The following is a 26,471-nucleotide window of genomic DNA, read 5'->3' as shown; positions in this document are numbered from 1 at the left end:
GTCGGCGGGGCCACCATTTCCTGTCTAACAGACGCGCTTCCTGGTGCAGGGCAGAACGAACCGCGCCGGTCGTACGCTCAGTTGGCGGCCGGTCCCGCCGGATGCGAGGGCTTGACCTTCTTCGGGCCGGGTGGCGTCGCCGCCGGGGACGGTTCGGCGGCCGGCGTCGGTCCCGGCGGAGCGGACGGTGCCGGTGAGGGGGACGACGGCTTCGTCTCGGGGACCAGTCGCTGGCAGTACTCCTCGACAGCGGCGACCCCACCGGCGGCCGTCACCAGCCGCTGGAAGGCGGGCGTCCGTAGCGCCTTCTCCCGCTGCTCGGGCTTCTTGGCCCGCCAGGCACGGCACAGCCCGTGGACCTGACCGTCGGGCGTCGTGCCGACCGACGGCGAGGCGGACGGAAGGGGGTGTCTGGACGGCGTCGGTCCGCTGGGCCCGGTGGAGGCCGTCGCCGCCGGGCCGGTGGTGCTCGGTGGCGCGCTGGTCGGCACAGCCGGCGGCGGCGGATCGGGCGCCTTGTCCAGGCCGGCCGCGGCGAACGCGACACCGGCGGTGGCCGTGGCGGCGAGCGCGCCGAGCCACGCGACCGCGCTGGTGGTGAGCCGGAGACGGCGTGGGCGTCGGGCCACGGCGGGTGCGGGAGCGGCACGGGCGGCACGGAACGCGGCCATTGCGGCCTCCTCGCCCGCCAGTTCCCCCGGCCGGACCGGGCCCGCGGCAGCGGCGAGCAGCCCGGCCAGTGGATCGACGGACGCGTCCGGGTCGGTGACGGCGTCGCCGCGGGTGGCGTCGAACATCCGTTCGGTCTCGGCGCGGCCGGCACGCCGGTCCGGCCGGTACGGGTTCATGCGGAATCCCTTCACGTCAGCCGTCCGCCTGCTCGGCGTGGGACGTCTGCCGGGATCGGCCGATCCGTCGACGGGCCGGCGGAACCACCTCGGCGCCGAGCGGCGGTGTGCTCGGCGCTCCGGGCACCGTGCGCCGCAGACCGGCGGCCTGGGTCGTGGCGTCGCCATCGGCCGCTGGCGTCGGTACGGTCTGCCCGTCCAGCAGGGCGGCGAGTCGCCGCAGCCCACGGTGGGCGGCGGTCCGTACGGCGCCGGCCCGACGGCCGAGCACCCGACCGGCGGACTCCGCGTCCAGCCCGATCACGGCCCGTAACAACACCGCCTCGGCCTCGCGGGGTGGCAGCGTGGCGATCAGCGCCAGCGCCGCCTCGGTGCTGATCGTCTCGCCGGCCCGCTCGGCGGTGTCACCGTCGCCGGCCAGGTCGGTGAGCGCCTGCACCGGCACCGGCAGCGACGGTCGTCGCCGCATCCGCCGCAGGTGGTCCATCGCCCGGTTGCGGGCGATGGTGACCGTCCAGGCGCGGAACTCGCCGCCGGTGAAGGTGGGCAGGTCGCGGGAGATCTGCAACCAGGCCTCGGAGGCGACGTCCTCGGCGTCCGCTCCGACCAGGGCCGTCAGGTAGCGCAGCAGGCCCGGCTGGAGGCTGCGGTACAGAAAGCGGAACGCGTCCTCGTCCCCGGCCTGCGCGGCGGTGACCGCGTCGGACAGTTCGCCCGTCATCGGCGGCTCACGGAGCGGCCTGAACGCTCCGGGACCACACACGCCGGCGGCGTGGGCGATTCGCGAACCGTCGACACCGCACCCGCCTCCCCCACCGAATCCGATTCGGGCCCGCGTCCGGGCCGGCCGGGGCGTCCACACCCGGCGCGATGGCGCTCGACGCGCTGCCCGTCGGGCGGCCCGAGCCGGGCTAACGGTAGGAGGGGACCACCGACGCGACAAGTTGGGAACGCATTACGGAAGAGTGACAATTATCAAGCCGTCCCACCGGCGCGGCGCGGTAACGGCCAACGACCGTCCGACGCTCCCGACCCCAGACGGCTCACTTCGGCGGCGACCGGGCGAGCGTCCGCCGGAATGTGTCACTTTTTGTGACCTGGCGTCATCGTGCCGTCACAGACCGAGCCGGCCCTCGCAGGTCGTCCCGGTGGACCGACGGGTACGACCACACGGCCGATCCACCACGGCGCGCCGTTGTCCGCCACTCTGGGTACGGTAATGCTGTGTTGTCATCGGAGGTCGTGCTCAGCGGTCGGTACCGCCTGGACGAACGTGTCGCCACGGGCGGCATGGGCGACGTCTGGCGTGCCTCCGACCTGGTCCTCGGCCGACAGGTCGCGGTCAAGGTCCTGCTGCCGGCGCTGGTCTCCGACCCGGACTTCATCGCCCGCTTCCGGGCCGAGGCACGGATCATGGCCGCGCTGCGGCACCCCGGCATCGTCCAGGTGTACGACTGCGGCGAGGACGACCTGCCCGACGGCGGCCGGGCCGACTACCTGGTCATGGAGTTCGTCGAGGGTGAGCCGCTGTCCAAGCGGATCGAGGCGGCCGGTCGCCTCGACGTGGCCGAGACGATGTCGATCGTGGCCCAGGCGGCGCACGCGCTGGGCGCGGCGCACCGGGGCGGCATCGTGCACCGCGACGTCAAGCCCAGCAACCTCCTGGTGCAGGAGGACGGCACGGTCGTGCTGGTCGACTTCGGCGTCGCCCGCTCCACCAACGTCACGAGCATCACCAGCACCAACGCGGTGCCCGGCACCGCTCTCTACATGGCGCCCGAGCAGGCCGCCGGTCGACCGGTCAGCGGCGCCACCGACATCTACGCGCTCGGCGCCGTCGCGTACTGCTGCCTCACCGGCGGTCCGCCGTTCACCGGTGACAACCCTCTCCAGGTCGCCGTCCGGCACCTCGACGACGAGCCGCCGGAGCTGCCGCACGAGATCCCCGAGGCGGTCCGGGCCCTGGTGTCGCGGGCCCTGGCGAAGGACCCGCTGGAGCGCTTCACCAGCGGGTCGGCGATGGCCGAGGCGGCCCGCACCGCGGTCACCGGCGGCGAGCCGCCGACGGCGTTGGCGCTGCGCGAGGCCGGTCCGGGCACCCGCACCGACGTGCCGGTCGGCGCGGCGGTGGCGGGCACGGCCGACACCGGACGTCAGCGGCGGCGTGGGCCGCTGGTCGGCGCGGCGGTGGCGATGCTGGTCGCGCTGATCGGCCTCGGCGCGGCGCTGGGCGCGGCGCGCAACACCGGCAACGATCCGGCCGTCAAGCTACCGACGAACGCGCCGTCGCAGAGGCCGACCCAGCAGGCGGAGTTGCCGGCGGCGAACGAGCAGACCAGTGACGATCCGAGCCGGCCGAACCGGCCGAACGTCCCGGACGCCACCACGTCCGCGTCGGCCAGCGCCACCCCGAGCGCACAGCCCAGTCAGTCGTCCACCCCGCCGTCGCCGACGCCGAGCGCGACCACCGCGCCGCCACCCAGCGACCCGCCGAAGACCCCGTCGTCGCCGAGCAACTCGCCGGCGACCGACCCGAGCCCCTCCACCGATCCACCGACCGGCCCCGAGGACCCGGCAGGCAACTGACCAGCCGTCCCACCAGCACCGATATCCCCAAAACGGACTTACGTCGCCGAAAACCACTCTAGGCTCTCCGCAGGTCATTTCCACCGACTGCCGCGGGAGCCCGGGTGAGCGCTGAGAAGCTGGTCGTGATCGGCCAGGGGTACGTCGGACTGCCGCTGGCGATGTGCGCCGTCGAGGCGGGCCTGGACGTCGTCGGCCTCGACGTCGACGCCGACCGGGTGAAGCGGCTCGCGTCGGGTGAGTCGTTCATCGAGGACATCCCCACCGACCGGCTGGGCCGCGCGCTGGGCAGCGGCCGGTACCGCCCGAGCACCGAGTACACCGACGCCGAGGGTTTCGACATCTGCGTCATCACGGTGCCCACCCCGCTGCGCGACGGGACTCCGGATCTGAGCTTCGTCGAGCAGGCCGGTATCGGCATCGGCCCGTACGTGCGGCCGGGCTGCACGGTCATCCTGGAGTCGACCACGTACCCCGGCACCACCGAGGAGCTGCTCCGGCCGCTGCTGGAGTCGGCCAGCGGGCTGAGCAGCCCCGGTGACTTCCACCTCGGCTACAGCCCGGAGCGGATCGACCCCGGCAACCCGACCTGGCGACTGGAGAACACCCCGAAGGTGGTCTCCGGCATCGACGCGGTGTCCCTCGCCCAGGTGCAGGGGTTCTACCAGCGCATCGTGGAGCGGACCGTCGCCGTCGACTCCACCCGCGTCGCCGAGTTGACCAAGCTGATCGAGAACACGTTCCGCCAGGTCAACATCGCGCTGATCAACGAGCTGACGATGCTCTCGCACCACCTGGACATCGACGTCTGGCAGGCGATCGACGCCGCCGAGACGAAGCCGTTCGGGTTCCTGCCGTTCCGGCCCGGTCCGGGCGTCGGCGGGCACTGCCTGCCGATCGACCCGTGCTACCTGTCCTGGCAGGTCAAACGGCGTCTCGGCCGGCAGTTCCGGTTCATCGAGCTGGCCAACGACATCAACCACGAGATGCCCGAGCACGTCACGCAGCGGATCATGGCAGGGCTTAACCGGGCCGGCCGCGCGGTGAGCGGGGCTCGCCTGCTGCTGCTCGGACTCGCGTACAAGAAGAACACCGGCGACATGCGCGACTCCCCCGCCGTCGACGTGGCCCGCCGGTTGCAGGCGCTCGGCGCCGAGGTGCACGCGGTCGAGCCGTACGCGGAGGCCCACCAGATTCCCGCCGGGGTCACCGTCGTCGGGCTCACCGAGCGGGAGGTGCGGACCGCGGACGCGGTGGTGGTGGTCACCGACCACGACTGCTTCGACTACGACCTGGTCGTTCGGCACGCCCGCTACGTCTTCGACACCCGCAACCGGTGCGTCGGCGAGATGGTCGAACGCCTCTAGGCCCGGCACCGCTGGCCGGTCCCGCCGCCGGGGAAGGCGACGGGACCGGCCGGCGGATGTCGCCCCCGACAGGCTGGACAGCCCGGTCCCGGACGACGACGCCGCAGCGGGCGGTCACTGGTCGGCGAGGGCCTCGACGACAGGCCGCGACAGTGCCCGGCGGGCCGGAAGCACCGAGGCGAGCAGAGCGGCCAGCACGGCCACGCCGAGGATCGACCCGAGCTGGCCCAGTGGCAGCACCACGTGGAAGTCCCCACCGAGGCGGGCCAGCAGCGCCATCCCCGCCGCGCTGACGCCGGTGCCCAGCCCGATGCCGAGGACCGCCCCGACCACCGCCATCAGGATCGCCTCGACCGCGAGCATGGCCCGCATCCGGTTCCGGGTCAGTCCGACCGCCCGCAGCACGCCGTTCTCCCGGGTGCGTTCGACCACCGACAGGCTCAACGTGTTCGCCACGCCGACCAGTGCGATAACCACGGCCAGGCCGAGCAGCGCGGTGACGAAGGCCAACAGCATGTCCACCGTGCCGGTGAGCATTTTCTTGTACGCGCCCTGATCCATCAGGTTCACCGTCGGATAGCGGGCCAGCACCGCCCCGATCGCGTCGCGGGCCGCTTTGGCGCTCACGCCGCCGGCGGGGTCGATCTCGGCCAGGAAACCCCTCTCGCGGGGAAAGAGCGCGGCGAAGTCCGCGTCGTCCATCTCGACGACGTGCCCCTCGGGCACCGCGCCGGCGACCATGGCCGACGCATCGGCGGCGACGAGCGCTGCCACCCGGAACGGTCGCCCCGCGATGGTGACGGTGGAGCTGACCTGCCAACCGCGCGCCTGCGCCAACTCCCGGTGCACCAGGACCTGCCCCGGCCCGAGTCGCCCGACGTCGCCGGCCAGCACTCCGGTCAGCGTCCGACCGACAAGCGCCGGATGGGCCGCACGGACCTCGATGTCACCAGTGACGGTGCTGCGCTGCTCGTGCACCACACCCAACTCGGGACGCGCGGCCAGCTCACCGGCGAGCGCGGCGGGCAGGTTCTGACCGATGCCGCTGACCACGAAGTCCGTGCCGATCTGGGCATCGACGCTGCGCTCGATGCCGTCCTTGGTGCTGCGCGCGCCGACCACGAACGCCGACACCAGCCCGATCCCGATCACCAGGGCGGTCGCGGTGGCGGCGACCCGGCGCGGATTGCGCACGGCGTTGGCCACCGCGAGGCCCACGGTCATCCCGAACAGCCGCCGGGCCGGCCAACCGATCGCCCGGACCAGCGCCGGGACGAGCACCGGCCCGAACAGGACGATCCCGAAGAACGCCAACACGCCGCCGACGGCGACGAGCAGCACCTGACCGGCGCTGGCGGCACCGGCCAGCGCCGCGACGCCGGCACCGAGCACCACCGCGCCGAAGATCAGGCGCAGGCGGCCGGCGCCCCGACCGGGCTGCACCGCGGCGTCGGTGAGCGCGGCCACCGGGGCGACCCTGGTCCCCCGCCAGGCGGGCACGAGGGCGGACGCCACAGTGAGCGCGGTGCCGAGCAGCAGGCTGGTCAGCACGGTCGAGCCGGCCACGGTCAGCCCACCGGAGAACGGCACATCCAGTGCGGACATCAGCAGCCGCATACCGGCGGCGAGAGCCACCCCGAGCAGCACCCCGAGCACGGACGCGACGAGACCGACCAGCGCCGACTCCAGCACGGCGGCCCGGAAGACCTGCCCCCGGGTCGCGCCCACCAGGCGCAGCAGCGCGGTCCGCCGGGTGCGCTGCGCCAGCACGATCGCGAAGGTGTTGGCGATCACGAAGCCGGCCACCACCACCGCCACCCCGACGAAGATGAGCAGCAACATCGTGAACTGGTTCAGGTCACGGACCGCGTCGTCGACCGCCTCGTCGAGGATCTGCTGACGACCCTTGACGCTGGCGTCGACGTCCCCGACGACCGCGCGGAGCCGCTCGGCCAGCACCGTCTCGGACGTGCCCGGCCGCGCCGCGACCATGATCCGGTCGTAGCCGCGCTCACCGCTGACCGCGAGCGCGTCCGGGCCGACCAGACCGATGTACGGGCCGCCGATGTCACGGACGGTGCCGGCCACGTCGACGGTACCGACCAGGGTGTACGGACGGGCAGCGCCGCCGGTGCCACCGACCTGGACCGGGGCACCGAGGGTGAAGCCCTCCTCGGCCACTGTGGACGTGTCGAGCACCACCTCGCCCGCGCGGTCGGGTAGGCGACCGGACACCACGTCGTACGACCGCAGGGCGGCCTCGGTCGGGATCGCGGCGAGCACGGCGTAGCCCAGCACCGGCCGACCGTCCGTGCCGAGCAGCCCCCCGGCGCCGGTCAGCTCCCCGGCCGCGGCGGCCACCCCGTCGACGGCGCGGACCCTGTCGACAAGGCTCGCCGGCAGCTCCGTGTCGCCGCTCGGATAGACGCCCACGTCGGTGTGTCGGTCGAAGGTTCCGGCCCGCTCGTACGCGCCGGCCCGCATCCCGTCGACGAAGATCAGCGTGCCGGCGATGAACGCCACGCCGAGCACGACGGCCAGCGCGGAGAGCAGCATGCGCAGCGCCTCGGCGCGCAGCGAGCGCAGGGTCAAGCGGATCATGTGCGGGCTCCCGGTGCCGGCGCGGATCGGACCCCTCCGACGCTATGGCCGGTCCGACCGGATCGATCTCCACCTGCACGCTCGACCCGCGTACGCCCGAGGTAGCGCTCGGCCGCCCGCCCGTACGACCCGGGTCGTACGGGGGTTTCACCGGCCGGGCGTGACCAGGCCGCTCTCGTACGCCAGCACGACCGCCTGGACCCGGTCGCGCAGGTGCAGCTTCGCCAGGATGCGCCCGACGTGGGTCTTGACCGTGGCCTCGGCCACGTGCACCTTGGCGGCGATCTCGGCGTTGGACAGGCCCTGCGCGACAAGCAGCAGCACCTCCCGCTCCCGCTCGGTGAGCTGGGCCACCCGGGGGTCGACGGTCGGGCCCGCGCCGAGCTGACCGGCGAAACGGTCCAGCAGCCGCCGGGTGATCGACGGGGCGACCACCGAGTCGCCCCGCGCCACCACCCGGATGGCGTCCAGCAGTTCCTCCGGCGGGACGTTCTTGAGCAGGAAGCCGCTCGCGCCGGCCTGCAGCGCGGCGAAGGCGTCCGCCTCGGTGTCGAAGGTGGTCAGCACCAGCACCCGGGGCGGGCCCGACGGCCGATCGGCGCAGAGCCGGCGGGTGGCCTCCACCCCGTCCATGGTGGGCATCCGGATGTCCATCACCACCACGTCGGCCTCGGTACGGGCCAGCACCCGCAGGGCGTCCGCGCCGTCGATGGCCTCCCCCACCACCTCCAGGTCGGGTTGGGAGCTGAGCACCATCCGGAACCCGGCACGCACCAGCGCCTGGTCGTCCACGATCACCACCCGGACCGTCATGCCGCGATCACCTCCGCTGAGGGCTCCGACGGTAGCGGGAGCCGTACCTCCACCTGCCAGCCCCCGGTGGGCTGGGCCCCGGCGGTGAGGCTGCCGTCGTACACCGCCACCCGCTCGCGCATGCCGAGCAGACCGTGACCGCCGGACGGCGCCGGGCTGACCACCGGGCGGCCCCGGCCGTCGTCGACGACCCGGACCACGACGGCCTCGGCGGTGTACGCCAGGGTGACGTCCACGGCGGCCCCGACGCCGGCGTGTTTGAGCGCGTTGGTGAGCGCCTCCTGCACCACGCGGTAGACGGTCAGTTCGAGGCCCGGGGGCAGGGCCGGCGGCTGACCGGTGGCGGTGTCGTGGATGCGCAGCCCGGCGTTGCGGAAGCGGGCCAGCAGGTCGGGCAGCTCGGCCAGCGCCAGCCGGCGGTGCTCCGGGTCGGCGGCCACCACGCCCGCCCCGGTCGGGCCCGCGTCGCGCAGGACCCCGACCAGCCGGCGCATCTCCTCCAGCGCGGAGCGGCCGGTGTCGGCGACCACCTTCACGGCGGTCCGGGCCTGCTCGGGGTCACGGTCGAGCATGAACCGCGCCCCGTCCGCCTGGACGATCATCACCGCCATGCTGTGTGCCACCACGTCGTGCAACTCGCGGGCGATCCGGGTGCGCTCCTCGGCGACCGCCGCGCGGGACTCGGCCTCCCGCTCGCGTTCCAGGGTGGCCGCCCGTTCCTCGAGGCTGAGCACGTAGAGGCGGCGGGTCCGCACGTTCAGCGCGACGAGCCAGACCGCGCCGGTGACCAGCGCGTACCACAGCGCGGTCACCCACCACATGATGACGCCGGGGGTCTGCGCGGCGGCGAGCAGCACGCCCACGGCGGCGACCGCGCCGGCCAGCACGCCGTCGCGCAGACGCCTGCCGTACTTCACGACGCTGTAGAGCGCGATGAGGACGGCGACGTCGAAGGCGAGCGGACCCCAGCCGGCGATCACCTGGACCAGGGCGAGCGCCGCCACGACGACGGTCACCGCGCTCGGGTGGGTGCGGCGGAACAGCAGCGCCACCGCCATGCCGACGCCGACGCCGGCGGCCCAACCGCCGGGCTGTGCCACCGCCGAGGCGAGACCGACGAACGCCACCACGCCGGAGACCGCCACGTCGAAGGCGACGCCGCGCAGGGGGCGGCCGAACAGCGTGCGTCTCACGGTCACCCAGCGTACGGGTCGCCGACGGTCAGGGCGGGGTCAGCTCACGCAGGCGGGTGATCTCGATGGCCTGTTCGGTGGCCAGGGAGGTGGCCAGCTCGTTGAGGGTCGCGTCGACCCCGACCGACAGCAGGTCGGTGGCCATCGTGACGGCCCCCTGGTGGTGCTCGCTCATCATCGCGATGAAGAGTCTGTCGAACTCGACGCCCTGGGCGGCGGAGAGCCGCCGCATCGCCTCGGGGGACTGCATGCCACGCATGCCGGCGTGGTCGTGGCCGGGCGCCGTCTCGGGCAGCCCACGGGTGGAGAGCCAGCCGCGCAGGACGCTGATCTCGGGGCCCTGGCCGGCGCGAATCCGGTCGGCGTAGGCGCGGATGCGGGGGTCGGCCGCGTGGTCCTTCGCGAGCGTGCTCATCTCCAGCGCCTGCTGGTGGTGCGGGATCATCATCTGGACGTAGACGGTGTCCAGGGCGTTGTAGCGGGGTGGGCTGTCGTCGCGCAGCTCGTGCGCGGACCGGGCGACGGCCGGCTCCCCCGGGCGGCCGGGCACGAGCACCGGCGGGGGTGGTGGACCGGTCGGGGCGGTCGTCGGCGTGGGGGACGCCGAGACGCGCGCGGCAGCCGGCCGGCCGGGGTCACCACCGGCGCGGACCGCGAGCACCACCAACACCACAACGATGGCCGTCGCTATGACGACGGCCAGTAACCGACCACGTCGGACGGTCATGCCGCACCCCCCTCAGGTCGAGGTCGCAGCGATCTTATCCATTGACGAGTCGACGTAGATGTGACCCGGGTCACATCGATGATCTCCGTGGCTCGGTAAGGTACCGACAACGTCATCCCCCCTTTCGAAGGGCGCTGCCAATGATCAAGTTGGCCACCGCACGGCTCCGACAACTCCGCATCGTCAGCCTGGCCGCGACAGGCCTGCTGCTGACCAGCGTCGCCCTGGCGACGCCGAGCAACGCGCAGGAGGCCGCCCCTGTCGCGGCACCAGCGGCCGCCGCCGCCAACGACATTCCGGGCGTCGACGAGATCCGCAGCAGCCCCAACCTGCGGCAGATCGCCAACCTCCCCAAGCAGGCGCCGTTCGACACGACGGCCGCGCTCAACAGCGACATGGCCTTCCAGGGCAAGTACGCCTTCGCCGGCAACTACAACGGGTTCGTCGTCTACGACATCTCCCGGCCCAGCGCGCCCAGGATCACCGCGCAGGTCAACTGCCCGGGCTCGCAGAACGACATCTCCGTCTACGGCAACCTGCTCTTCGTCTCCACCGACTCGTCGCGTAGCGACGACTCGTGCGCGAGCGTGGCGCAGCCGGCGTCGGTGAAGGAGTCGTGGGAGGGCATCAAGGTCTTCGACATCAGCGACAAGGCCAACCCGCGCTACATCAAGTCCGTCGAGACCGCCTGCGGCTCGCACACCCACACGCTGGTGCCGGGCAAGGACCGCAAGAACGTCTACCTGTACGTCTCGTCGTACAGCCCGCGGGCCGAATTCCCCGACTGCCAGCCGCCGCACGACTCCATCTCCATCGTCAAGGTCCCGGTGAAGAAGCCGACCGACGCGTCCGTGATCTCGACGCCGAACCTCTTCCCGGACGGCGGTTTCCCGGGCAGCGAGACCGGCTCGGCGACCACCGGCTGCCACGACATCACCGCGTACCCGGCGAAGGACATCGCCGCCGGCGCCTGCATGGGTGACGGCGTCCTGCTCGACATCAAGAACCGCGAAGCGCCCAAGGTGATCACCCAGGTTCGCGACACGGTCAACTTCGCCTTCTGGCACTCGGCCACCTTCAACAACGCCGGCACCAAGGTCGTCTTCACCGACGAGCTGGGTGGCGGCGGCGCGGCCACCTGCAACGAGACCGTCGGTCCCGACCGGGGCGCGGACGCCGTCTACGACATCACCGGCCGTGGTAACGCGCGCAAGCTGGAGTTCCGCAGCTACTACAAGATCCCCCGGACCAACGCCGAGACCGAGAACTGCGTGGCCCACAACGGCTCGCTGATCCCGGTGCTCGGGCGGGACATCATGGTGCAGGCGTGGTACCAGGGCGGCATCTCCGTCTGGGACTTCACCGACTCGCGCCACCCCAAGGAGATCGCCTACTGGGAGCGGGGCCCGCTGTCCGACACCCAGGCCGTCACGGGTGGCGCCTGGTCGACGTACTACTACAACGGCAACATCTACTCCAACGACATCCAGAAGGGCCTGGACGTCCTGGAGCTGAACGACTGGCGGACCTGGTCGGCGAACCTGACCCGGTTCCACGAGCTGAACGTGCAGACCCAGCCCGGTTACCTGAGCTGGTAGCACCGACGCGCGATCCGGGCCCGGCCTCTCGTCGAGGGGCCGGGCCCGGCCGCGTCGGCCCCCGCCCGGCCGGTGGGCCTGGTCACCCAGGCGGGGGTTGACGAGCGCCTGACCGGCCCCTGTGTCAACGTGGTCACCCGTGAAGTCTGCCGCCGGCGCGCCGCCGGCCCCGCCCGAGCCGACCGCGCGCTGGCGTCCCCACCCGCTCGACGTGGTGGCCGTCGTCCTCGCGGTGGCCGGCGCGGTCTGCGCGCTGACCGGGCTGCTGCCCCGCGCCGAGACCACGGCCACCCTGCACCGCATCCTGCCGCTGCTGCTCTTCCTCGGCACCGTGATCGTGCTTGCCGAGCTGACCGCCGTCGCGGGTGTCTTCGACGTACTGGCCAGCCGGCTCGCCATCGCGTCGCGGGGCCGCTGGGCGGCGCTGTTCCTGCTCTGCGGCGGCCTCGCCACGGTGACCACCCTCGTGCTCAACCTCGACACCACCGCCGTGCTGCTCACCCCGGTGCTGCTCGCCCTGGCCCGCGGCCTGCGCGTGCCGGCGGCGCCGCTCGCGGTCACCACGGTCTGGCTGGCGAACACCGCCAGTCTGCTGCTGCCGGTGTCGAACCTGACGAACCTGCTGGCCGCCGACCGGGTCGGCCTCACCCCGCTGGCCTACGCCGAGCGCATGGCGCTGCCGCAGCTCGCGGCCGTGGCGGTCACGATGCTGCTCCTCTGGTACGGCTGGTGGCGGCGGGAACGGCCGGAGGGTGGACGCTTCGTCCCGCCGGCCCCGCACGTGCCGACCGACCCGGTGCTGCACCGCACCGCCCTCGCCGGCTGTCTGCTCTTCGTCGCCGGCATCCTCGCCGGGGTGGAGATCGGGCTCGCCTCCACCGTCGCCCTCGCGCTGGTGCTGGTCGGCTTCGTGGTCCGCTCCCCCGCGACGCTGCGCCCCGGGTTGGTGCCGGTACGGCTGCTGCTCTTCGTCGTCGGACTGTTCCTGGTGGTGCAGACCCTCGGCCGACACGGGCTCGACGACCTGGTCGCCGACCTCGTCGGCGCCGACGGTGGGGCGGCCGGCGCGCTACGAGCCGGCGGTACGGGAGCGCTGCTGGCCAACGCGGTCAACAACCTGCCGGCGTACCTGGCCGGCGAGGCGGTGCTGCCGACCGCCGACCACACCCGTCTGCTGGCCCTGCTGATCGGCACGAACGTCGGCCCGTTGGCCGCCCCCTGGGCGTCGCTGGCCACCCTGCTGTGGTTCGAGCGGTGCCGGGCGGCCGGCGTGGCGGTGCCGGTGAGACGGTTCGTGCTGACCAGCAGCCTGCTCGCCGTCGCCGGCACCCTCGCGGCGGTCGGCGCGCTGCTGCTGGTCAGCTGAGGGCCGTCACCCGGCGGCCCGCTCCACCACGAACATGAAGCAGCCGTAGACCACGTTGCGGCTGTGCAGTTGGTGCACCTGCGGGTCGGCGAACAGCTCCGCGATCACCGCCTCCGGGTCCGTGCCGTCGTGCAGCCGGCCGCCGCAGATCCGCCCCTGCCGGTCGTACGCCCGCAGAACCTGGGGACGTCCCCGCCAGTCCGGCGGGTGGCCGCCGCCGTGGGCCGGGCCGGGGCAGGCGGCGGCGTGCGCGAAGACCGGCCCGATCTCCCGGTACGCGACGGCGCGGATCGGCGGAGCGTAGCCGAAGAGCAGCATCGCCTCCCCCGCCTCGGCGTCGCGCAGGCAACAGCGCAGCGGCTCCCCGCCGCCGGCCAGGCGCCCTTCGACGCGCTGGCCGGCGGCGTCCCGGCCGGTCCGACGGACGAGGTCCAGCGCCGCAGCCGGCACGGCGTGGACGAGGAAGGTGGCGGTGGTCGTCATGCGTCCAGCCTGCCCAGGCGCCGGTGCGGATGCTGGCGGTGATCGGACCTGACGCTGGGGACGGCCCGGGCACCAACCGCCGGCGCGACCGTCAGGCGCGGTCGACGGCGAGCTGAAGCTCGGTGACGCCCTGCTCCGGGGAGTCCTGGAAATATTCCAGGTACACCTCGCGGGCGAATCCGTCGGTGCGGTAGCCGTGCTCCTCGATCCAGCGGGCGAGCGCCTGGATGCTTCGGTCGGCGTCGTCCATCGAGCCGTGGTGCACGATCGTCGCTGCCGTCCCGACCGCCGGCAGGTCCCGCACCGTCACGTCGGGAATCGCCGCGACACCGCCGCCGACATTCACCCCGGCGTGCACCACCACGGCCTCGCCCGCACCGTCGGCCGGTTCGTACCAGGCGATGGCCGGGCCGGACGGGGTGACTCCGGCGGCGTCGAGCCGGCGGAACAGCTCCGGATAGAGCGGCTGGATCACCGGACCGATGTCCTGACTCTCGTAGCTGGGCGCGACGGCGGTCAGCTCCGCCACGCGCACCGGCGCGATCTGCTTGAGTACGACGTCCTGGCTGGTCATCCGACCCTCCGATTCGATCATCCGGAGCCTCGCCTCGACGGCCGCGAGCCGGGCGCTGTCGGCGGCCAACTGCGCCGTCAGCTGGCTGCGCCGCAATCGCAGCATGCCGCGCAGCTCGACGACGTCGACGACGTCGTCCAGGATCGCCCGCACCTGCTCCAGGGTGAGCCCCAGTTCCTTGAGGGCGATCACCCGGTTGAGCCGACGCAACTGCTCGGCCCGGTAGGAGCGGTAACCGGTGTGCGGGTCGACGCTGGCCGGGCGGAGCAGGCCGATGCTGTCGTAGTGACGCAGCATCCGCACCGACACGCGGCCCAGTCGGGCGAAGTCTCCGATGGTGAACATGATCCCCTCACGCTCGTCCCTGACACGGTGTCAGAGTCAAGCGTCGGGTGGCTGCTCAGCCGACGGGTGAGCGACGGGGCGGGCGTGGCCCGACCAGTCGGCGGACCATCGGCGCCGCGTTCCACTTCGCCGCCCCGACCAGGTCGCGGGCGTGTTCCAGGACCGTGTAGTCGGGCCGGTTCATCCCGTCGGCGATGGCCCGGTCCAGGTCGTTGCCGCACCGGCTGAGCACGGTGTCGAAGTCGCGGCGGACCGGCTCCAGCAGGTCGTACCCGAACGACCGGTGCATCCGGGCGAACAGTGGCTTGTAGAGCCGCACCCGCTCGTGCAGACCGGAGGAGTACGACATCGGGTGCTTCGGCCGTCGCAGGACGTAGTCCGGCAGCACGTCGGCGAACGCCCGCCGCACGATCCACTTCTCCTGGCCGTCGCGCACCTTCAGGTCCAGGGGCAGACGCATCGCCAGCTCCACCACGCTGAGGTCGAGGAACGGCACCCGCGCCTCCACCCCGTGCCCCATGGCGGCCCGGTCGACGCGCTGCAACTCGGTACGGCACAGGTTGCGGATGCGGTGCAGGAACAGCCGGCGGGACGCGATGGGGTCGACCTGGCGGTACATCGGGTACCCGCCGAACAGCTCGTCGGAGCCGTCACCGGTGAGCACCACCTTGACGCCCAGGTCACGCAGGCGCCGGAAGATCGGCACCGAGACGACGGCGTTGATGATGTCGCCGTACTCGGTCAGCTCGGAGATCCGGATCGCCTCGCGCACGTCGGCCAGCCGGATGTCACGCGGGCGCAGCTCGACCACCACGTGCGGCACGTCGAGGTCGGCGGCGAGCCGCCGGGCGTACGCGACGTCGGGGCTGTCCGGCACGCCCACCGTCACCGCCACGCAGTCCGGGTGGATGTCGCGTACCTGCCGCAGCGTCAACGAGCTGTCCAGCCCGCCGGAGAGGACCACGCCGACGGTCAGGTCGGTCTCCACCCGCATCCGGATGGCGTCGGTCAGCGCGGCCCGGACGAGCAGGGTGGCCTCGTCCGGGTCGTCGATGACCGGCAGGCCCTCGCCGATGGTGAGCAGGTCGACGTACGGGCGCAGCCGCACCGGCCCGTCGGGCTCGGCCCAGCCGTGGTGACCGGGAGGCACCTCGGTTACTGGCGCCTGGTGCCCGACGAGCGCCTTGACCTCGGAGGCGAGGTACAGGCAGCCGGGCCGACGGGACCAGTACAGCGGTTTCACCCCGAGCGGGTCGCGGGCCAGGTACGCCCGGCCGGTGGCGCGTTCGACGACCGCGAAGGCGTACTCGCCGCGCAGCCGCGTCACCGCCGCCTCGCCCCACTGCTGGAAGGCCGCCAACAGCACCTCGGTGTCGCTCTCGGTGCGGAAGACCTGTCCGAGTCGGGTGAGCTGCGCGCGTAGCTCCCGGTGGTTGAAGATCTCGCCGTTGAAGCAGAGCAGCCAACGCTCGTCGGTCGACGTCCAGGGCTGCACGGCCCGGTCGCGGTCCACGACGCGCAGCCGTCGGGTGCCGGCGAGCAGGCCCGTCTCGCAGCGGGTCTCGGTGACCTCGCCGCGTGGAGCGAGGACGGCGAGCATCCGCCGGAAGGTGGCCGGGTCGGCCTCGGGGCCGAGACTCAGAGCGATACCGCACACGGGCTCAGATCCCCATCTCGGCCTCGTACGCCCGGCGCAACCGACCGCGCGCGGTGGGCGCGAGGCACAGGTGCCAGGCCTGCCCCTCGTCGATCACGTTCAGGTCGCCGGCCTCCTGGTGGGCCAGCAGCAACTCCGCGAGGGCGTCGCGCGCGCCGAACCGCGTGAACCAGGCCAGCTCGACGTCGACCGAGTAGCCGAGGCAGTGTCCACTGGGCAGCATCGCCGCGTAACCCAGGCGGCGCAGCCGGTACTGGTGCTCGGTGCTGCGTACCAGACTGGTCACCCAGAGCGGCGGGGTGCCCGGCGGCGCGGCGGCGGCGAACTCCCGACCCAGTTCGTTGAGGAGCGCGACCACCTCCCGGCGGGCGCGGCGGAACAGCAGTCCGGCGGTGCGCGGCGTCGCGTCCGGGCGCAGCCGCCGACGCAGTCCGCGCGCGGCGCGTCCCAGGACGGTCGCGGGTTGCTCCTGGTACCGGAAGCGCAGCAGGTCGCGGCGGCGCAGCCACTCCAGGTCGACGAGCTCCGCGCTGCCGTTGACCTGGTCGTCGGTGCGGAACACGGGCGCGTCCTGCCACCACAGCACGTCGATGCGCGAGAGCAGGTAGATCCGGACCAGCGCGGTGAGGTCGCGCGCCGACGTGCGCTCGTTCGGCTGGTAGCGCGCCATTTCCAGCAGCAGCGTCTCGCGCGCGCCGAGCAGGCCCTGCGGGGTGGCGTCGAGCACGGCCGCCAGGGCCGGTTCGCGTAACCGCTCGTCGATGAGCACCTGACGGGCCCGGGTGCTGGTGGCATCGGCCAGGGCCCCCACCTCGACGAGCAGGTCGGCGACGGCCGCCCGGTAGGCGGCGAGGTCGGGGGCGGCACTGGGCAGGCGACGGGCGGCGGCGCCGGAGGGCCGGCGGCGGGCTGGCGCGGTGGGTGACGCGGGCGGGCCGGGTCGCTGCCCCGGACTACGGCTGGGCACTCGCATGACGGGGTCCCTTCTCCGGTCACGGCGCTGAGTGAATCACCCTGAAAAACACCGTAATCACCGAGACCTGGCGCAGACCGAACAATCCTCCGATCTCACCCAAAGAAGCTCTCCGCGCTTCGTACCCCTCGCGGCGCGGCAGGTCACTCGAGTGGGGTGACCGTCCGGTCCGTACCGTCGTAGCTGCGGGCGGCGACGAACGCGCCCGTCGGGCGCTGCCCACCGGTCACCGCGCGGGCCATCCGCAGGTCCGCGTCACGGAACCGCAGCGCCAGGCTGAGGTGCGGCACCCACGCTCCGGGGGCGTGCCAGGGGCGGTGCCCGTCGGCCTGCTCGAGGACGTCCCAGACGGCGGTGTGCAGCGCGGTCAACGCCGGAGTGGGCCGCACGAGCCAGACCAGCGGGGCGCTGCCGTCGAGGACGACGACCCGGTCCAGCGTCACCGGCACCGGCAGCGCGGCGTCGAACACCTCGGCCAGGCGATGCCCGACACCGGACGGGAAGTCGTCCACGGCTGCCAGTGTCAGGTGGGGACGGTTCGTCGGATGGATGTTGCGGGCCAGGCTCGGCAGCCCGGCGGCGGCCAGCCGCGTCCAGGCCGTCCGGATCGCGGCGTCCAACCCGGGCGAGCAGACCAACTCCACCGTACGCACGCAGACACGCTAGCCCGGACGCGTCACCGACCTCGGCTTCGTCGCGATCCCGGTGGGTCTGCGGGGCGCCCCTGCTCACGGATCAGAGCCAGCCGTTGTCCCTGGCCGTGCGTACCGCCTCGGCGCGGTCGGTCGCGCCGAGCTTCTGCACGGCGGCGGAGAGGTGGTTGCGCACGGTGCCGGTGGACAGGTGCACCCGACGGGCGATCACGGCGACCGGCGCGCCGAACTCGGCCAGCCGCAGCGTCTCCAGTTCGCGGGGCGTCAGCGGGCACTCCGGCAGCGTCAACGCGTCGGCGGCCAGGGACGGGTCGACGTACCGGCCGCCGGCATGCACCCGGCGGATCACGTCGGCGAGCGCGCCACCGGGCGAACCCTTGGGCAGGAAGCCTCGGGCGCCGGCGGTCAGTGCCTGGCGCAGGTGACCCGGCCGGCCGTGTCCGGTGAGGACCACCACCGCACATTCGGGGCGCGCACGGGTCAGTTCGGCGGCGACCGCGATGCCGTCCAGGCCGGGCATCTCCAGGTCCACGACCGCCACGTCCGGGCGGTGCGCGAGCGTCGCGGTCACCGCAGCCGGGCCGTCGGCGGCGTGCGCCACCACCTCGATGTCCGGCTCCAGGCCGAGCAGCGCGCCGACCGCGACGCGGACGAGGTCCTCGTCGTCGGCGAGCAGGACGCGGATCATGTCGCCGCCGGCACGGTGGCCTCGAGCGTGAACACGCCCGCCTCCCGGCGTACCCGCAGATCGCCTCCGGCGCCGGCGAGCCGATCGGCCAGTCCGCGCAGGCCGTGGCTGTGCGCGTCCGGGCCCCGGTCGTCGGCACCGTCGTTGACCACCGTCATCCTGGCCACGTCGTCCTCCCGCTCGATGGTGATCCGGCACCAGTCGGCCCGGCTGTGCCGCAGCAGGTTCGTTCCGGCCTCGCGCAGCACCGCCGCCAGTTCGGTGGCGGCGGACTGCGGCAGGTCCGCCGGCGGCGGTCCGACCGTGCACCGTACGCCGCAGGACCGCAGCACCCCCACGATCGCGGTGAGCTGTTCGTCGAGGTCGACGACGCGGTAGCCGTGCACGGTCTCGCGTACCTCGGTCAGCGCGGACGCGGCGAGTCGCTGCACCTCGGTGGCCTCCCGACCGGCGCGCTGGGGGTCGACCGGGGCGAGCCGGGCGGCGAGTTCGGCCTTCAGGGCGATCACCGTGAGACGGTGGCCGAGCACGTCGTGCACGTCGCGGGCGAAGCGCAGCCGCTCCTCGGCGGCGGCCAGCCGGGCCTGCGCCGCCTGGCCCTGCCGGGCGTCCACCAGGAGGTCCCAGAACCAGACCTGGAAGCCGTTGACGGCCGCGACGGCCACCCCGATCCCGCCGGTCACCGCCAGGTGGCGGGCGACCGAGCCACCGGTCCACCACGCTATGGCCACCGACACCAGCAGGACGGCGGCCGCCAGCGCGAGCGCCGCCGGTGGTCGGACGAGCAGCGGCGCCATGCCGATCAGCGCCGCCCCGAGCCACGCCCAGGTCGGCCAGGCACCGGCCGCCACCGGCCCCACCAGCGGAACGGTCAGCACCGCAGCCCCGGCCAGGGCCAGGTGGGCGCGGCGACGCCAGCGCCTGTCGAGCCACGGGGTCACGGCCGCGTACAGCACGGCGGTCTGGGCGATCACGAAGGCGAGAACGCCTACCGCGCCGAGCGCCGCCCGGGTCGCATCGGGCTCGCGGGTCAGACCGACCGCGGGCAACAGGACGCTCGCCCAGACGCCGGTGACGAGTGACAGCAACGTCGCCTGGCGAGCCCGGCGCAGGCGGCGGTCCGCCCGCGGAGTCCCCGCCTCGGTCAGCACGCACCGATCCTAGGACCGCCGGGCGCACGGTCCACCCATGCGAGATGTCACGGTCCGACCGTGCGGCCCGCCCGAACTTCCGGTGACGGACGCATCTGCCCTCACCGCCGCGCCGCCGGCAGGGTCGAGGCATGGACAAGACACAGATGTACGCAGACAGCGCGCCCGTCGTACCGTCGGCCCGGCCCGTGCCGACCGGCCAGCCGGCGCCCCCGGTCCGGGCGGCGACCGGCGGCAGGCGGGGGTGGTGGTGGCACCTCGGCGAGATGGCGATCGCGATGCTCGTCGGAATGGTGCTGCTCGAACCGCTGTGGGACGCGGCCGGCACGCTGCTCGGGGTGGGCGCGACGCTGGCTCGCCCGGAGGTGGCCGCGCTGGTGATGGCGACCAACATGACGATCGGCATGTCGGTGTGGATGCGGCACCGGGGACAGCACTGGCAAGGGGTCGTCGAGATGGCCGCCGCGATGTACGTCCCGTTCCTGCTGCTGTTCGTGCCGTTCCGGGCCGGTCTGCTGGACGGCGACGCCCTGCTGCTCGGCGGGCACCTGTTGATGGTGCCGGCCATGGTGCTGGTGGCGCTTCGCCATCGGCACCACCCGCCGACGGCGGTACGCCGGCACCCGGCCGTGGTGGCGCTCGCCCGACGCTGGCCGACCGGCCTGGCGCTGCTGATGACCGTCGACATCTGGATCGACCCGCGGGTGCTCAGCCCGTGGACGATGCTGGTGCTGCCCGGCGGGTACCTGGTGATCGGCCTGGCCCGGCGGACGCTGCGCGGGCCGCGCGTGCTCGCCATCCACCTGGCCGGCCTGGCGGTCTGGGTCGCCCTGACGCTGGTCGCCGTCGCGGTCAGCGGGCGGACCGCCGCGTGGCTGGTGGCGCTCGGTTGGCTGGCCCACGCGGGGTGGGACCTGGTCCAGCACCGCACCGGCCGGGTGGTGCCGCACGGGTACGCCGAGTGGTGCGCCGTGCTCGACACGTCCCTCGGCGCGGTGATGGTGCTGGCGATTCTGACCGCCGACGGCTGAGCCCCGCGGCCATGTTGTGCCGGTCGGCGCAGCGGCCGCGACGGCGTGATGAAAAGCTTGACCCATGAGTTCCGCACCTGCACAGCACGACGCACCGACCGCCATCGACCCCGACGTGACCGCTTTCACGGATCTGGGGCTGCGCGCCGAACTGCTGGGCGCGTTGTCCGCCCTCGGCTACGAGGAGCCGACCCCCATCCAGCGGGAGGCCATCCCACCGCTGCTGGAGGGTCGGGACCTGCTGGGGCAGGCCGCCACCGGCACCGGCAAGACGGCCGCGTTCGCGCTGCCGCTGCTGAACCTCATGACGGCCCACCGCGACGGCGGGGACCCGGTGGCGCTGGTGCTGGTGCCGACCCGGGAACTGGCGGTACAGGTCTCCGAGGCGTTCCACCGCTACGGCAAGGACCTGGGCGCGCGGGTGCTGCCGATCTACGGTGGGCAGCCGATCGGGCGGCAGTTGCGCGCGCTGGACAGCGGCGTCGACGTGGTGGTGGCCACCCCGGGGCGCGCCCTGGACCACATCGCCCGGGGCACGCTGCGCCTCGGCGGCCTGTCGACGGTGGTGCTCGACGAGGCCGACGAGATGCTCGACATGGGTTTCGCCGAGGACATCGAGGCGATCCTGGAGCACGCCCCCGCGCAACGTCAGACGGTGCTCTTCTCGGCCACCATGCCGTCGAGGATCGACGGGATGGCCCGCCAGCACCTCAACGATCCGGTCCGGATCGAGATCGGTCGGGAGCAGCAGGTCGCGGGTGAGGCGCCCCGGGTCCGACAGAGCGCGTACATCGTGACGCGCGCGCACAAACCGGCCGCGCTGGGTCGCGTCCTGGACGTGGAGTCGCCGACTGCGGCGATCGTGTTCTGCCGCAGCCGTGAGGAGGTGGACCGGCTGACCGAGACGATGAACGGCCGGGGCTACCGCTCCGAGGCGCTGCACGGCGGGATGAGCCAGGAGCAGCGGGACCGGGTGATGTCCCGGCTGCGGGCGGGCACGGCGGACCTGCTGGTGGCCACCGACGTGGCGGCCCGTGGGCTGGACGTCGAACAGCTCACCCACGTGGTCAACTACGACGTGCCGTCGGCCCCCGAGTCGTACGTGCACCGGATCGGTCGGGTCGGCCGGGCCGGGCGCGAGGGCGTGGCGATCACCCTCGCCGAGCCGCGCGAGCACCGGATGCTCAAGACCATCGAGCGGGTGACCGGGCAGCGGATCACCATCGACAAGATCCCGACCGTGGCGGACATGCGTACCCGGCGGTTGGAGCTGACCCAGGCGGCGCTGCGCGAGAGCCTGCTGGAGGACGACCTCGACCCGTACCGGGTGATCGTCGAGACGCTGACCGACGAGTTCGACCTGATGGAGGTCGCCCTCGCCGCCGTGAAGCTGGCCCACGAGGTGACGTCGCCGGGCTCCGACGACGAGGAGGAGATCCCGCAGGCTCCGGTCCGCGCTCCACGCGAGGGTCGAGGTGAGGTGGGCGGCCGAGGCGGCGACCGGCGCGGCGGCAGCCGGCCGCGCATCGGCGGGGGCAACACCGTCCAGGTGTTCGTCGGCCTGGGCCGACGCGCGGGCGTCCGCCCCCAGGACCTGGTGGGCGCCATCACCGGCGAGACCGGTATCCGCGGCCGGGACATCGGCTCGATCGAGATCGCCGACCGGTTCTCCCTGGTGGAGGTGCCGCAGGGCGTGGCCGACGAGGTGATCTCCGGGTTGCGCCAGAGCACGATCAAGGGCCGCAAGGCCACCGTGCGCCGCGACCGCGGACGCGACGAGCACTGAACGCGCCCGCCGGCGACCACCGGGTACGGCGGTCGCCGGCGCCGCGGGTCAGAAGGAGTACGGGCCGAAGCGTCCCCACGCCACCACGGCGGCGAGGACGAGCAGCACCGCGCAGGTGATCGCGCCCTGGATCTCCAGCCGACGCTCGGCCGCCGTGTCACGCCTCTTCCTGTCGCGCAGGTGCACCAGGAAGCCGCCGATCATGACGATGACCAACCCGACGGCTGCCAACGGGGTGAGCACGGTGGCGATGCCGGTGAGCGGGGGCAGCACCAGCCCGACGGCGGCCAGCACCTCCACCGCGCCGAGGGCCCTGACCTGCGACGGCGGGACCGGGTCCACCCACCGCATCATGTCGCGCAGCTTGTCCTTGGGTTGGGTCAGCTTGGCCAGGCCGGCGCCGACGAAGATGACGGCGAGCAGGATCTGGATGATCCAGAGCACCAGGTTCACGGGGGTTACCTCCGGGGGCACCGCCTCGCGGCGGAGAGGTGGTTGACGCTTCGAGCGAGACAGTAGCCCTCGATGCCCGTACGCCGATGACCCCCGCCGTCGATGGACGGCGGGGGTCATCGTGGTGGAGCGTCAGACCGTGAAGAGCGCCGGTCCGTCCAGTGCCTGGACGTCGGCCGGGCGCAGCGCCAGGGCGAGCACGTCGGCCACGTCGGCCAGGGTGTGCACGGTCAGCGCCTCGCGCACCTCGGTCGGCAGGTCGTCCAGGTCCGGCTCGTTACGCGCCGGGATGATCACCTCGGTGAGGCCGGCCCGGTGCGCGGCGAGCAGCTTCTGCTTCACCCCACCGATCGGCAGCACCCGACCGGAGAGCGTCACCTCGCCGGTCATCCCGAACTCGGGGCGGACCGGACGACCGGTGACCAGCGACGCCAGGGCCGTGACCATGGTGATGCCGGCACTGGGGCCGTCCTTGGGCACCGCGCCCGCCGGGACGTGCAGGTGGATCCGCCGTCCCGCCAGGGCGTTCGGGTCGATGCCGAGCCGACGCCCGTTGGAGCGCAGGTACGACAGCGCGATGTGCGCCGACTCCTTCATCACGTCGCCGAGCTGGCCGGTCAGGGTCAACCCCGGCTCGCCCTCCATGCTCGTCGCCTCGATGAAGAGGACGTCGCCGCCGGCGCCGGTCACCGCGAGCCCGGTGGCGACACCGGGAACCGCCGTGCGCTCGGCCGACTCCGGGGTGAACTTCGGTCGTCCCAGGTAGCCGGTGAGGTTGTCGGTGTCGACGCGTACCGGGGTCGGGTCGGTCGCCAGCGTCACCGTCACCTTGCGCAGGATCTTCGCCAGGGACCGTTCGAGCTGCCGGACACCCGCCTCCCGCGTGTACTCCCCCGCGATCAGCGCGAGCGCCTCGTCGGCCACTGTCACCTCGTCGGCGGTCAGGCCGGCCCGCTCCCGCTGCCGGGGCAGCAGGTGGTCACGGGCGATGGAGACCTTCTCGTCCTCGGTGTACCCGTCCAGCATGACCAGCTCCATCCGGTCCAGCAGCGGGCCGGGGATGGACTCCACCACGTTGGCGGTGGCCAGGAACAGCACGTCGGACAGGTCCAGGTCGACCTCCAGGTAGTGGTCCCGGAAGGTGTGGTTCTGGGCCGGGTCGAGCACCTCCAGCAGGGCGGCGGCCGGGTCGCCGGCGTAACCGGCGGAGACCTTGTCCACCTCGTCGAGGAGCACGACGGGGTTCATCGAGCCGGCCTCGCGCAGCGCGCGGACGATACGGCCGGGCAGCGCGCCGACGTAGGTGCGCCGGTGACCGCGGATCTCCGCCTCGTCGCGGACGCCGCCGAGCGACACCCGGACGAAGTTGCGCCCGAGCGCCCGCGCCACGGACTCGCCGAGGCTGGTCTTGCCGACCCCGGGAGGGCCGGCGAGGGCGAGCACCGCGCCGGAGCCGCGTCCGCCGACCACGCCGAGGTTGCGCTCGGCGCGGCGGTTGCGCACGGCCAGGTACTCCAGGATGCGGTCCTTCACGTCGGACAGGCCGGCGTGGTCGGCGTCGAGCACCGCCCGGGCCGCGGCCAGGTCGGTGTTGTCCTGGGTACGCGTACTCCACGGCATCTCGAGGACGGTGTCCAGCCAGGTACGGATCCAGCCCGCCTCCGGGGAGGCGTCACTGGCCCGCTCCAGCTTGCCGACCTCGCGCATGGCCGCCTCGCGGACCTTGTCCGGCAGGTCGGCGCTCTCCACCCGGGAGCGGTAGTCGGCCGAGCCGTCCGGCTCGTCCTCGCCCAGCTCCTTGCGGATCGCGGCGAGCTGCTGGCGCAGCAGGAACTCCCGCTGCGACTTCTCCAGGCCCTCGCGGACGTCACTGTTGATCTGCTCGGTGACCTCCTGCTCGGCCAGGTAGTCCTTCACCCAGCCGACCAGCAGCTCCAGCCGGGCGGTGACGTCCGGCGCGGCGAGCAGCTCGGTCTTCTGCTCCAGGGTGAGCCAGGGCGCGTAGCCGGCCGAGTCGGCCAGCTCGGACAGGTCGGTCATCCGCTCCACGGCGTCGATGACCTGCCAGGCGCCGCGCTGCTGGAGCACGGAGGTCACCAGGGCGCGGTACTCACGGGCGAGCTCGCGGGCACGGCCGGCGGGAGCGGATTCGTCGAGTTCGGTCGCCTCGACCCAGAGGGCGGCGCCGGGGCCGGGCACGCCGGAGCCGATCCGCGCGCGGGACAGGCCACGGACGACCGCGGCGGGCTCACCGTCGGGGAGCCGGCCGACCTTCTCGATGGTGGCGACCACGCCGACCGGGCCGTACTCGCCGTCGATACGCGGGACGGCCAGCAGCTTGCGGTCGCCGGTTGCCCGCGCCGCGTCGATGGCGGCCTGGGTGGTCGGGTCGAGGGTCACCGGGATGACCATGCCGGGCAGCAGCACGGCGTCGGTCAGAGGAAGTACCGGAAGAGTTGCCATCGAACACCTGCTATCGCGTTGAGTTGAGCGTGTCTCACTCAAGTAACAAAGCGTGCCCCTTGTTCCGGTGTGTGACCCAGGCCACTTCGCGGGGCGAGTCGACGGGTCGGCAACAGCCATTCTCCGCGTACGGGTGGTCGCCATGTCCGGTTCGACCGAGCCGACACCAGCCCTGAGGGCGTTGCGGGCCGGCACGGAGGGGTTCCTGCCCAAGACCAGCGAGCCGGAGGAGCTGCTGGCCATCCTCGACGGATGGGCGGTCCTGCCGGCGGCGCTGCTACGCGCCCTGCTCGGACCCGCCCGGGCCGCGTCCGTCGACCTCGACGGCGAGGAGCGCCGCCTTCTGCGGGCGATCGCCGCCGGTCGCAGCACCGTCGACATCGCCGAGGAACTGCACGTCTCGGAACGGACGGTGAAACGAATGACCGGTGCACTGCTGCGCAAGCTGCGGGTCTCCAACCGGGCGGAGGCGGCGGCAGTTGCCGGTCACGCGGGCCTGCTCACCGATTGACGCAGCGCCAACGCCCGCGATTCCGGCCCGTTCGCTGTTTTGTGCCGCACCCAATCGCGACGCGCCGAAATGAATGGGACGCATATTGTTGCGCATTCCCCGGGTGGTAGGTCAGACTTTGGACACATCCCGCCACACACAGGGAGTAATCGGCAATGGCGAGAAAAGTAATCACGGTGCTGACCGACGACCTCGACGGCGGGAAGGCCGATCGGACGGTCGAGTTCAGTCTCGACGGCGTGGCCTACACCATCGACGTCTCGGACGAGAATGCGGGTGTCCTGCGTAAGGCGCTGGACCCATACATCAATGCGGGTCGCCGGATCGGTCGGGGCCCGGCGGAGAACACGCGGACAGTTCGGCGGCCGGGGCGACCCACCGGCGCGGGAATGGACCGCGAACAAAACCGGGCGATCCGGGAATGGGCCGTCAAGAACGGCTACAAGATTTCCGAGCGGGGCCGGATCCCGGTAGAGGTCGTCGAAGCGTACAAGAGCCGCTGACACGCGACACAGCGAAGGGGTCCCGCCGTTTCGGCGAGCCGCCACCCCGGGTGGCCACCACCACGAACTCACGACCGCTGAGCAGGCCCTCCTGGGTCGTC

General features: G+C 73.0%; 23 protein-coding genes. 8 read left to right on the top strand and 15 right to left on the bottom strand.

Annotation, left to right across the window (positions count from 1 at the left end):
- Positions 1-77: 77 nt before the first annotated feature.
- Complete coding sequence (locus ABZV06_RS26690; protein WP_355247521.1) at positions 78-848, bottom strand: hypothetical protein; 771 nt, start codon at positions 846-848, stop codon at positions 78-80.
- Between the two features lie 16 nt (positions 849-864).
- Positions 865-1,569, bottom strand: coding sequence for an RNA polymerase sigma factor (locus ABZV06_RS26685; protein ID WP_355247524.1), 705 nt, complete (start codon positions 1,567-1,569; stop codon positions 865-867).
- A 503-nt stretch (positions 1,570-2,072) separates the two neighbouring features.
- Here ABZV06_RS26685 and ABZV06_RS26680 point away from each other — a divergent pair.
- Positions 2,073-3,434, top strand: a complete 1,362-nt coding sequence (locus ABZV06_RS26680; protein ID WP_355247527.1) for a protein kinase — start codon at positions 2,073-2,075, stop codon at positions 3,432-3,434.
- A 104-nt stretch (positions 3,435-3,538) separates the two neighbouring features.
- Positions 3,539-4,801: a nucleotide sugar dehydrogenase gene (locus ABZV06_RS26675; RefSeq protein ID WP_355247530.1), complete on the top strand. Its 1,263-nt coding sequence runs from the start codon at positions 3,539-3,541 to the stop codon at positions 4,799-4,801.
- Positions 4,802-4,915: 114 nt separating this feature from the next.
- Here ABZV06_RS26675 and ABZV06_RS26670 read toward each other — a convergent pair whose 3' ends face one another.
- From ABZV06_RS26670 to ABZV06_RS26655, 4 genes are all read right to left on the bottom strand, one after another.
- Positions 4,916-7,402: an ABC transporter permease gene (locus tag ABZV06_RS26670; RefSeq protein WP_355624900.1), complete on the bottom strand. Its 2,487-nt coding sequence runs from the start codon at positions 7,400-7,402 to the stop codon at positions 4,916-4,918.
- A 147-nt stretch (positions 7,403-7,549) separates the two neighbouring features.
- A complete protein-coding gene (locus tag ABZV06_RS26665; protein ID WP_355247536.1) occupies positions 7,550-8,215 on the bottom strand; it encodes a response regulator transcription factor in 666 nt (221 codons plus the stop codon).
- A complete protein-coding gene (locus tag ABZV06_RS26660) occupies positions 8,212-9,414 on the bottom strand; it encodes a histidine kinase (protein WP_355247539.1) in 1,203 nt (400 codons plus the stop codon). The genes ABZV06_RS26665 and ABZV06_RS26660 overlap by 4 nt, the downstream gene beginning before the upstream one ends.
- Before the next feature lie 22 nt (positions 9,415-9,436).
- A complete protein-coding gene (locus ABZV06_RS26655; RefSeq protein ID WP_355247542.1) occupies positions 9,437-10,135 on the bottom strand; it encodes a DUF305 domain-containing protein in 699 nt (232 codons plus the stop codon).
- Between the two features lie 140 nt (positions 10,136-10,275).
- Here ABZV06_RS26655 and ABZV06_RS26650 point away from each other — a divergent pair, with 140 nt between their 5' ends.
- Together ABZV06_RS26650 and ABZV06_RS26645 are read left to right on the top strand one after the other, a co-directional pair.
- The gene (locus tag ABZV06_RS26650) at positions 10,276-11,733 is read left to right on the top strand and encodes a hypothetical protein (RefSeq protein WP_355247545.1); all 1,458 of its coding nucleotides are present in this window, start codon (positions 10,276-10,278) and stop codon (positions 11,731-11,733) included.
- 139 nt (positions 11,734-11,872) lie between these two features.
- Positions 11,873-13,099: an SLC13 family permease gene (locus tag ABZV06_RS26645; RefSeq protein WP_355247547.1), complete on the top strand. Its 1,227-nt coding sequence runs from the start codon at positions 11,873-11,875 to the stop codon at positions 13,097-13,099.
- 6 nt (positions 13,100-13,105) lie between these two features.
- Here the strand turns inward: ABZV06_RS26645 and ABZV06_RS26640 are convergent, their stop codons facing one another.
- The 7 genes from ABZV06_RS26640 to ABZV06_RS26610 all read right to left on the bottom strand — a co-directional run bounded on the left by ABZV06_RS26640 (position 13,106) and on the right by ABZV06_RS26610 (position 19,623).
- Complete coding sequence (locus tag ABZV06_RS26640; protein ID WP_355624898.1) at positions 13,106-13,582, bottom strand: DUF1203 domain-containing protein; 477 nt, start codon at positions 13,580-13,582, stop codon at positions 13,106-13,108.
- Positions 13,583-13,673: 91 nt separating this feature from the next.
- Entirely contained in the window at positions 13,674-14,501 is an 828-nt protein-coding gene (locus ABZV06_RS26635) for a MerR family transcriptional regulator (RefSeq protein WP_355247553.1), read from the bottom strand.
- A 55-nt stretch (positions 14,502-14,556) separates the two neighbouring features.
- Positions 14,557-16,158 (bottom strand): asparagine synthase-related protein, encoded by a 1,602-nt coding sequence (locus tag ABZV06_RS26630; RefSeq protein ID WP_355247556.1) that lies wholly within the window; start codon positions 16,156-16,158, stop codon positions 14,557-14,559.
- Positions 16,159-16,162: 4 nt separating this feature from the next.
- Positions 16,163-17,131 (bottom strand): DUF5715 family protein, encoded by a 969-nt coding sequence (locus tag ABZV06_RS26625; RefSeq protein ID WP_355247559.1) that lies wholly within the window; start codon positions 17,129-17,131, stop codon positions 16,163-16,165.
- A 143-nt stretch (positions 17,132-17,274) separates the two neighbouring features.
- Positions 17,275-17,784, bottom strand: a complete 510-nt coding sequence (locus ABZV06_RS26620; protein ID WP_355247562.1) for a 2'-5' RNA ligase family protein — start codon at positions 17,782-17,784, stop codon at positions 17,275-17,277.
- An 82-nt stretch (positions 17,785-17,866) separates the two neighbouring features.
- Positions 17,867-18,472 (bottom strand): response regulator transcription factor, encoded by a 606-nt coding sequence (locus ABZV06_RS26615; RefSeq protein ID WP_355247565.1) that lies wholly within the window; start codon positions 18,470-18,472, stop codon positions 17,867-17,869.
- Complete coding sequence (locus ABZV06_RS26610) at positions 18,469-19,623, bottom strand: histidine kinase (protein WP_355247568.1); 1,155 nt, start codon at positions 19,621-19,623, stop codon at positions 18,469-18,471. The genes ABZV06_RS26615 and ABZV06_RS26610 overlap by 4 nt, the downstream gene beginning before the upstream one ends.
- Before the next feature lie 131 nt (positions 19,624-19,754).
- Between ABZV06_RS26610 and ABZV06_RS26605 the strand changes: the two genes are divergently transcribed.
- Together ABZV06_RS26605 and ABZV06_RS26600 are read left to right on the top strand one after the other, a co-directional pair.
- Complete coding sequence (locus ABZV06_RS26605; RefSeq protein WP_355624896.1) at positions 19,755-20,654, top strand: hypothetical protein; 900 nt, start codon at positions 19,755-19,757, stop codon at positions 20,652-20,654.
- A gap of 64 nt (positions 20,655-20,718) precedes the next feature.
- The gene (locus tag ABZV06_RS26600; RefSeq protein ID WP_355247573.1) at positions 20,719-22,440 is read left to right on the top strand and encodes a DEAD/DEAH box helicase; all 1,722 of its coding nucleotides are present in this window, start codon (positions 20,719-20,721) and stop codon (positions 22,438-22,440) included.
- Between the two features lie 48 nt (positions 22,441-22,488).
- Here the strand turns inward: ABZV06_RS26600 and ABZV06_RS26595 are convergent, their stop codons facing one another.
- Complete coding sequence (locus tag ABZV06_RS26595) at positions 22,489-22,893, bottom strand: DoxX family protein (protein WP_355247576.1); 405 nt, start codon at positions 22,891-22,893, stop codon at positions 22,489-22,491.
- Positions 22,894-23,025: 132 nt separating this feature from the next.
- Positions 23,026-25,356, bottom strand: a complete 2,331-nt coding sequence (gene lon, locus ABZV06_RS26590) for an endopeptidase La (protein ID WP_355624894.1) — start codon at positions 25,354-25,356, stop codon at positions 23,026-23,028.
- A gap of 142 nt (positions 25,357-25,498) precedes the next feature.
- Here lon and ABZV06_RS26585 point away from each other — a divergent pair, with 142 nt between their 5' ends.
- Positions 25,499-25,867: a LuxR C-terminal-related transcriptional regulator gene (locus ABZV06_RS26585; protein WP_355624892.1), complete on the top strand. Its 369-nt coding sequence runs from the start codon at positions 25,499-25,501 to the stop codon at positions 25,865-25,867.
- Between the two features lie 155 nt (positions 25,868-26,022).
- A complete protein-coding gene (locus ABZV06_RS26580; protein WP_355247584.1) occupies positions 26,023-26,370 on the top strand; it encodes an Lsr2 family protein in 348 nt (115 codons plus the stop codon).
- The last annotated feature ends 101 nt before the right edge of the window (positions 26,371-26,471 follow it).

Source organism: Micromonospora sp. NPDC005172, from assembly GCF_040608555.1.
GTDB lineage: Bacteria > Actinomycetota > Actinomycetes > Mycobacteriales > Micromonosporaceae > Micromonospora.
The sequence above is the reverse complement of the archived record's forward strand: the minus strand, read 5'-3'. Positions and strand labels throughout refer to the sequence as shown.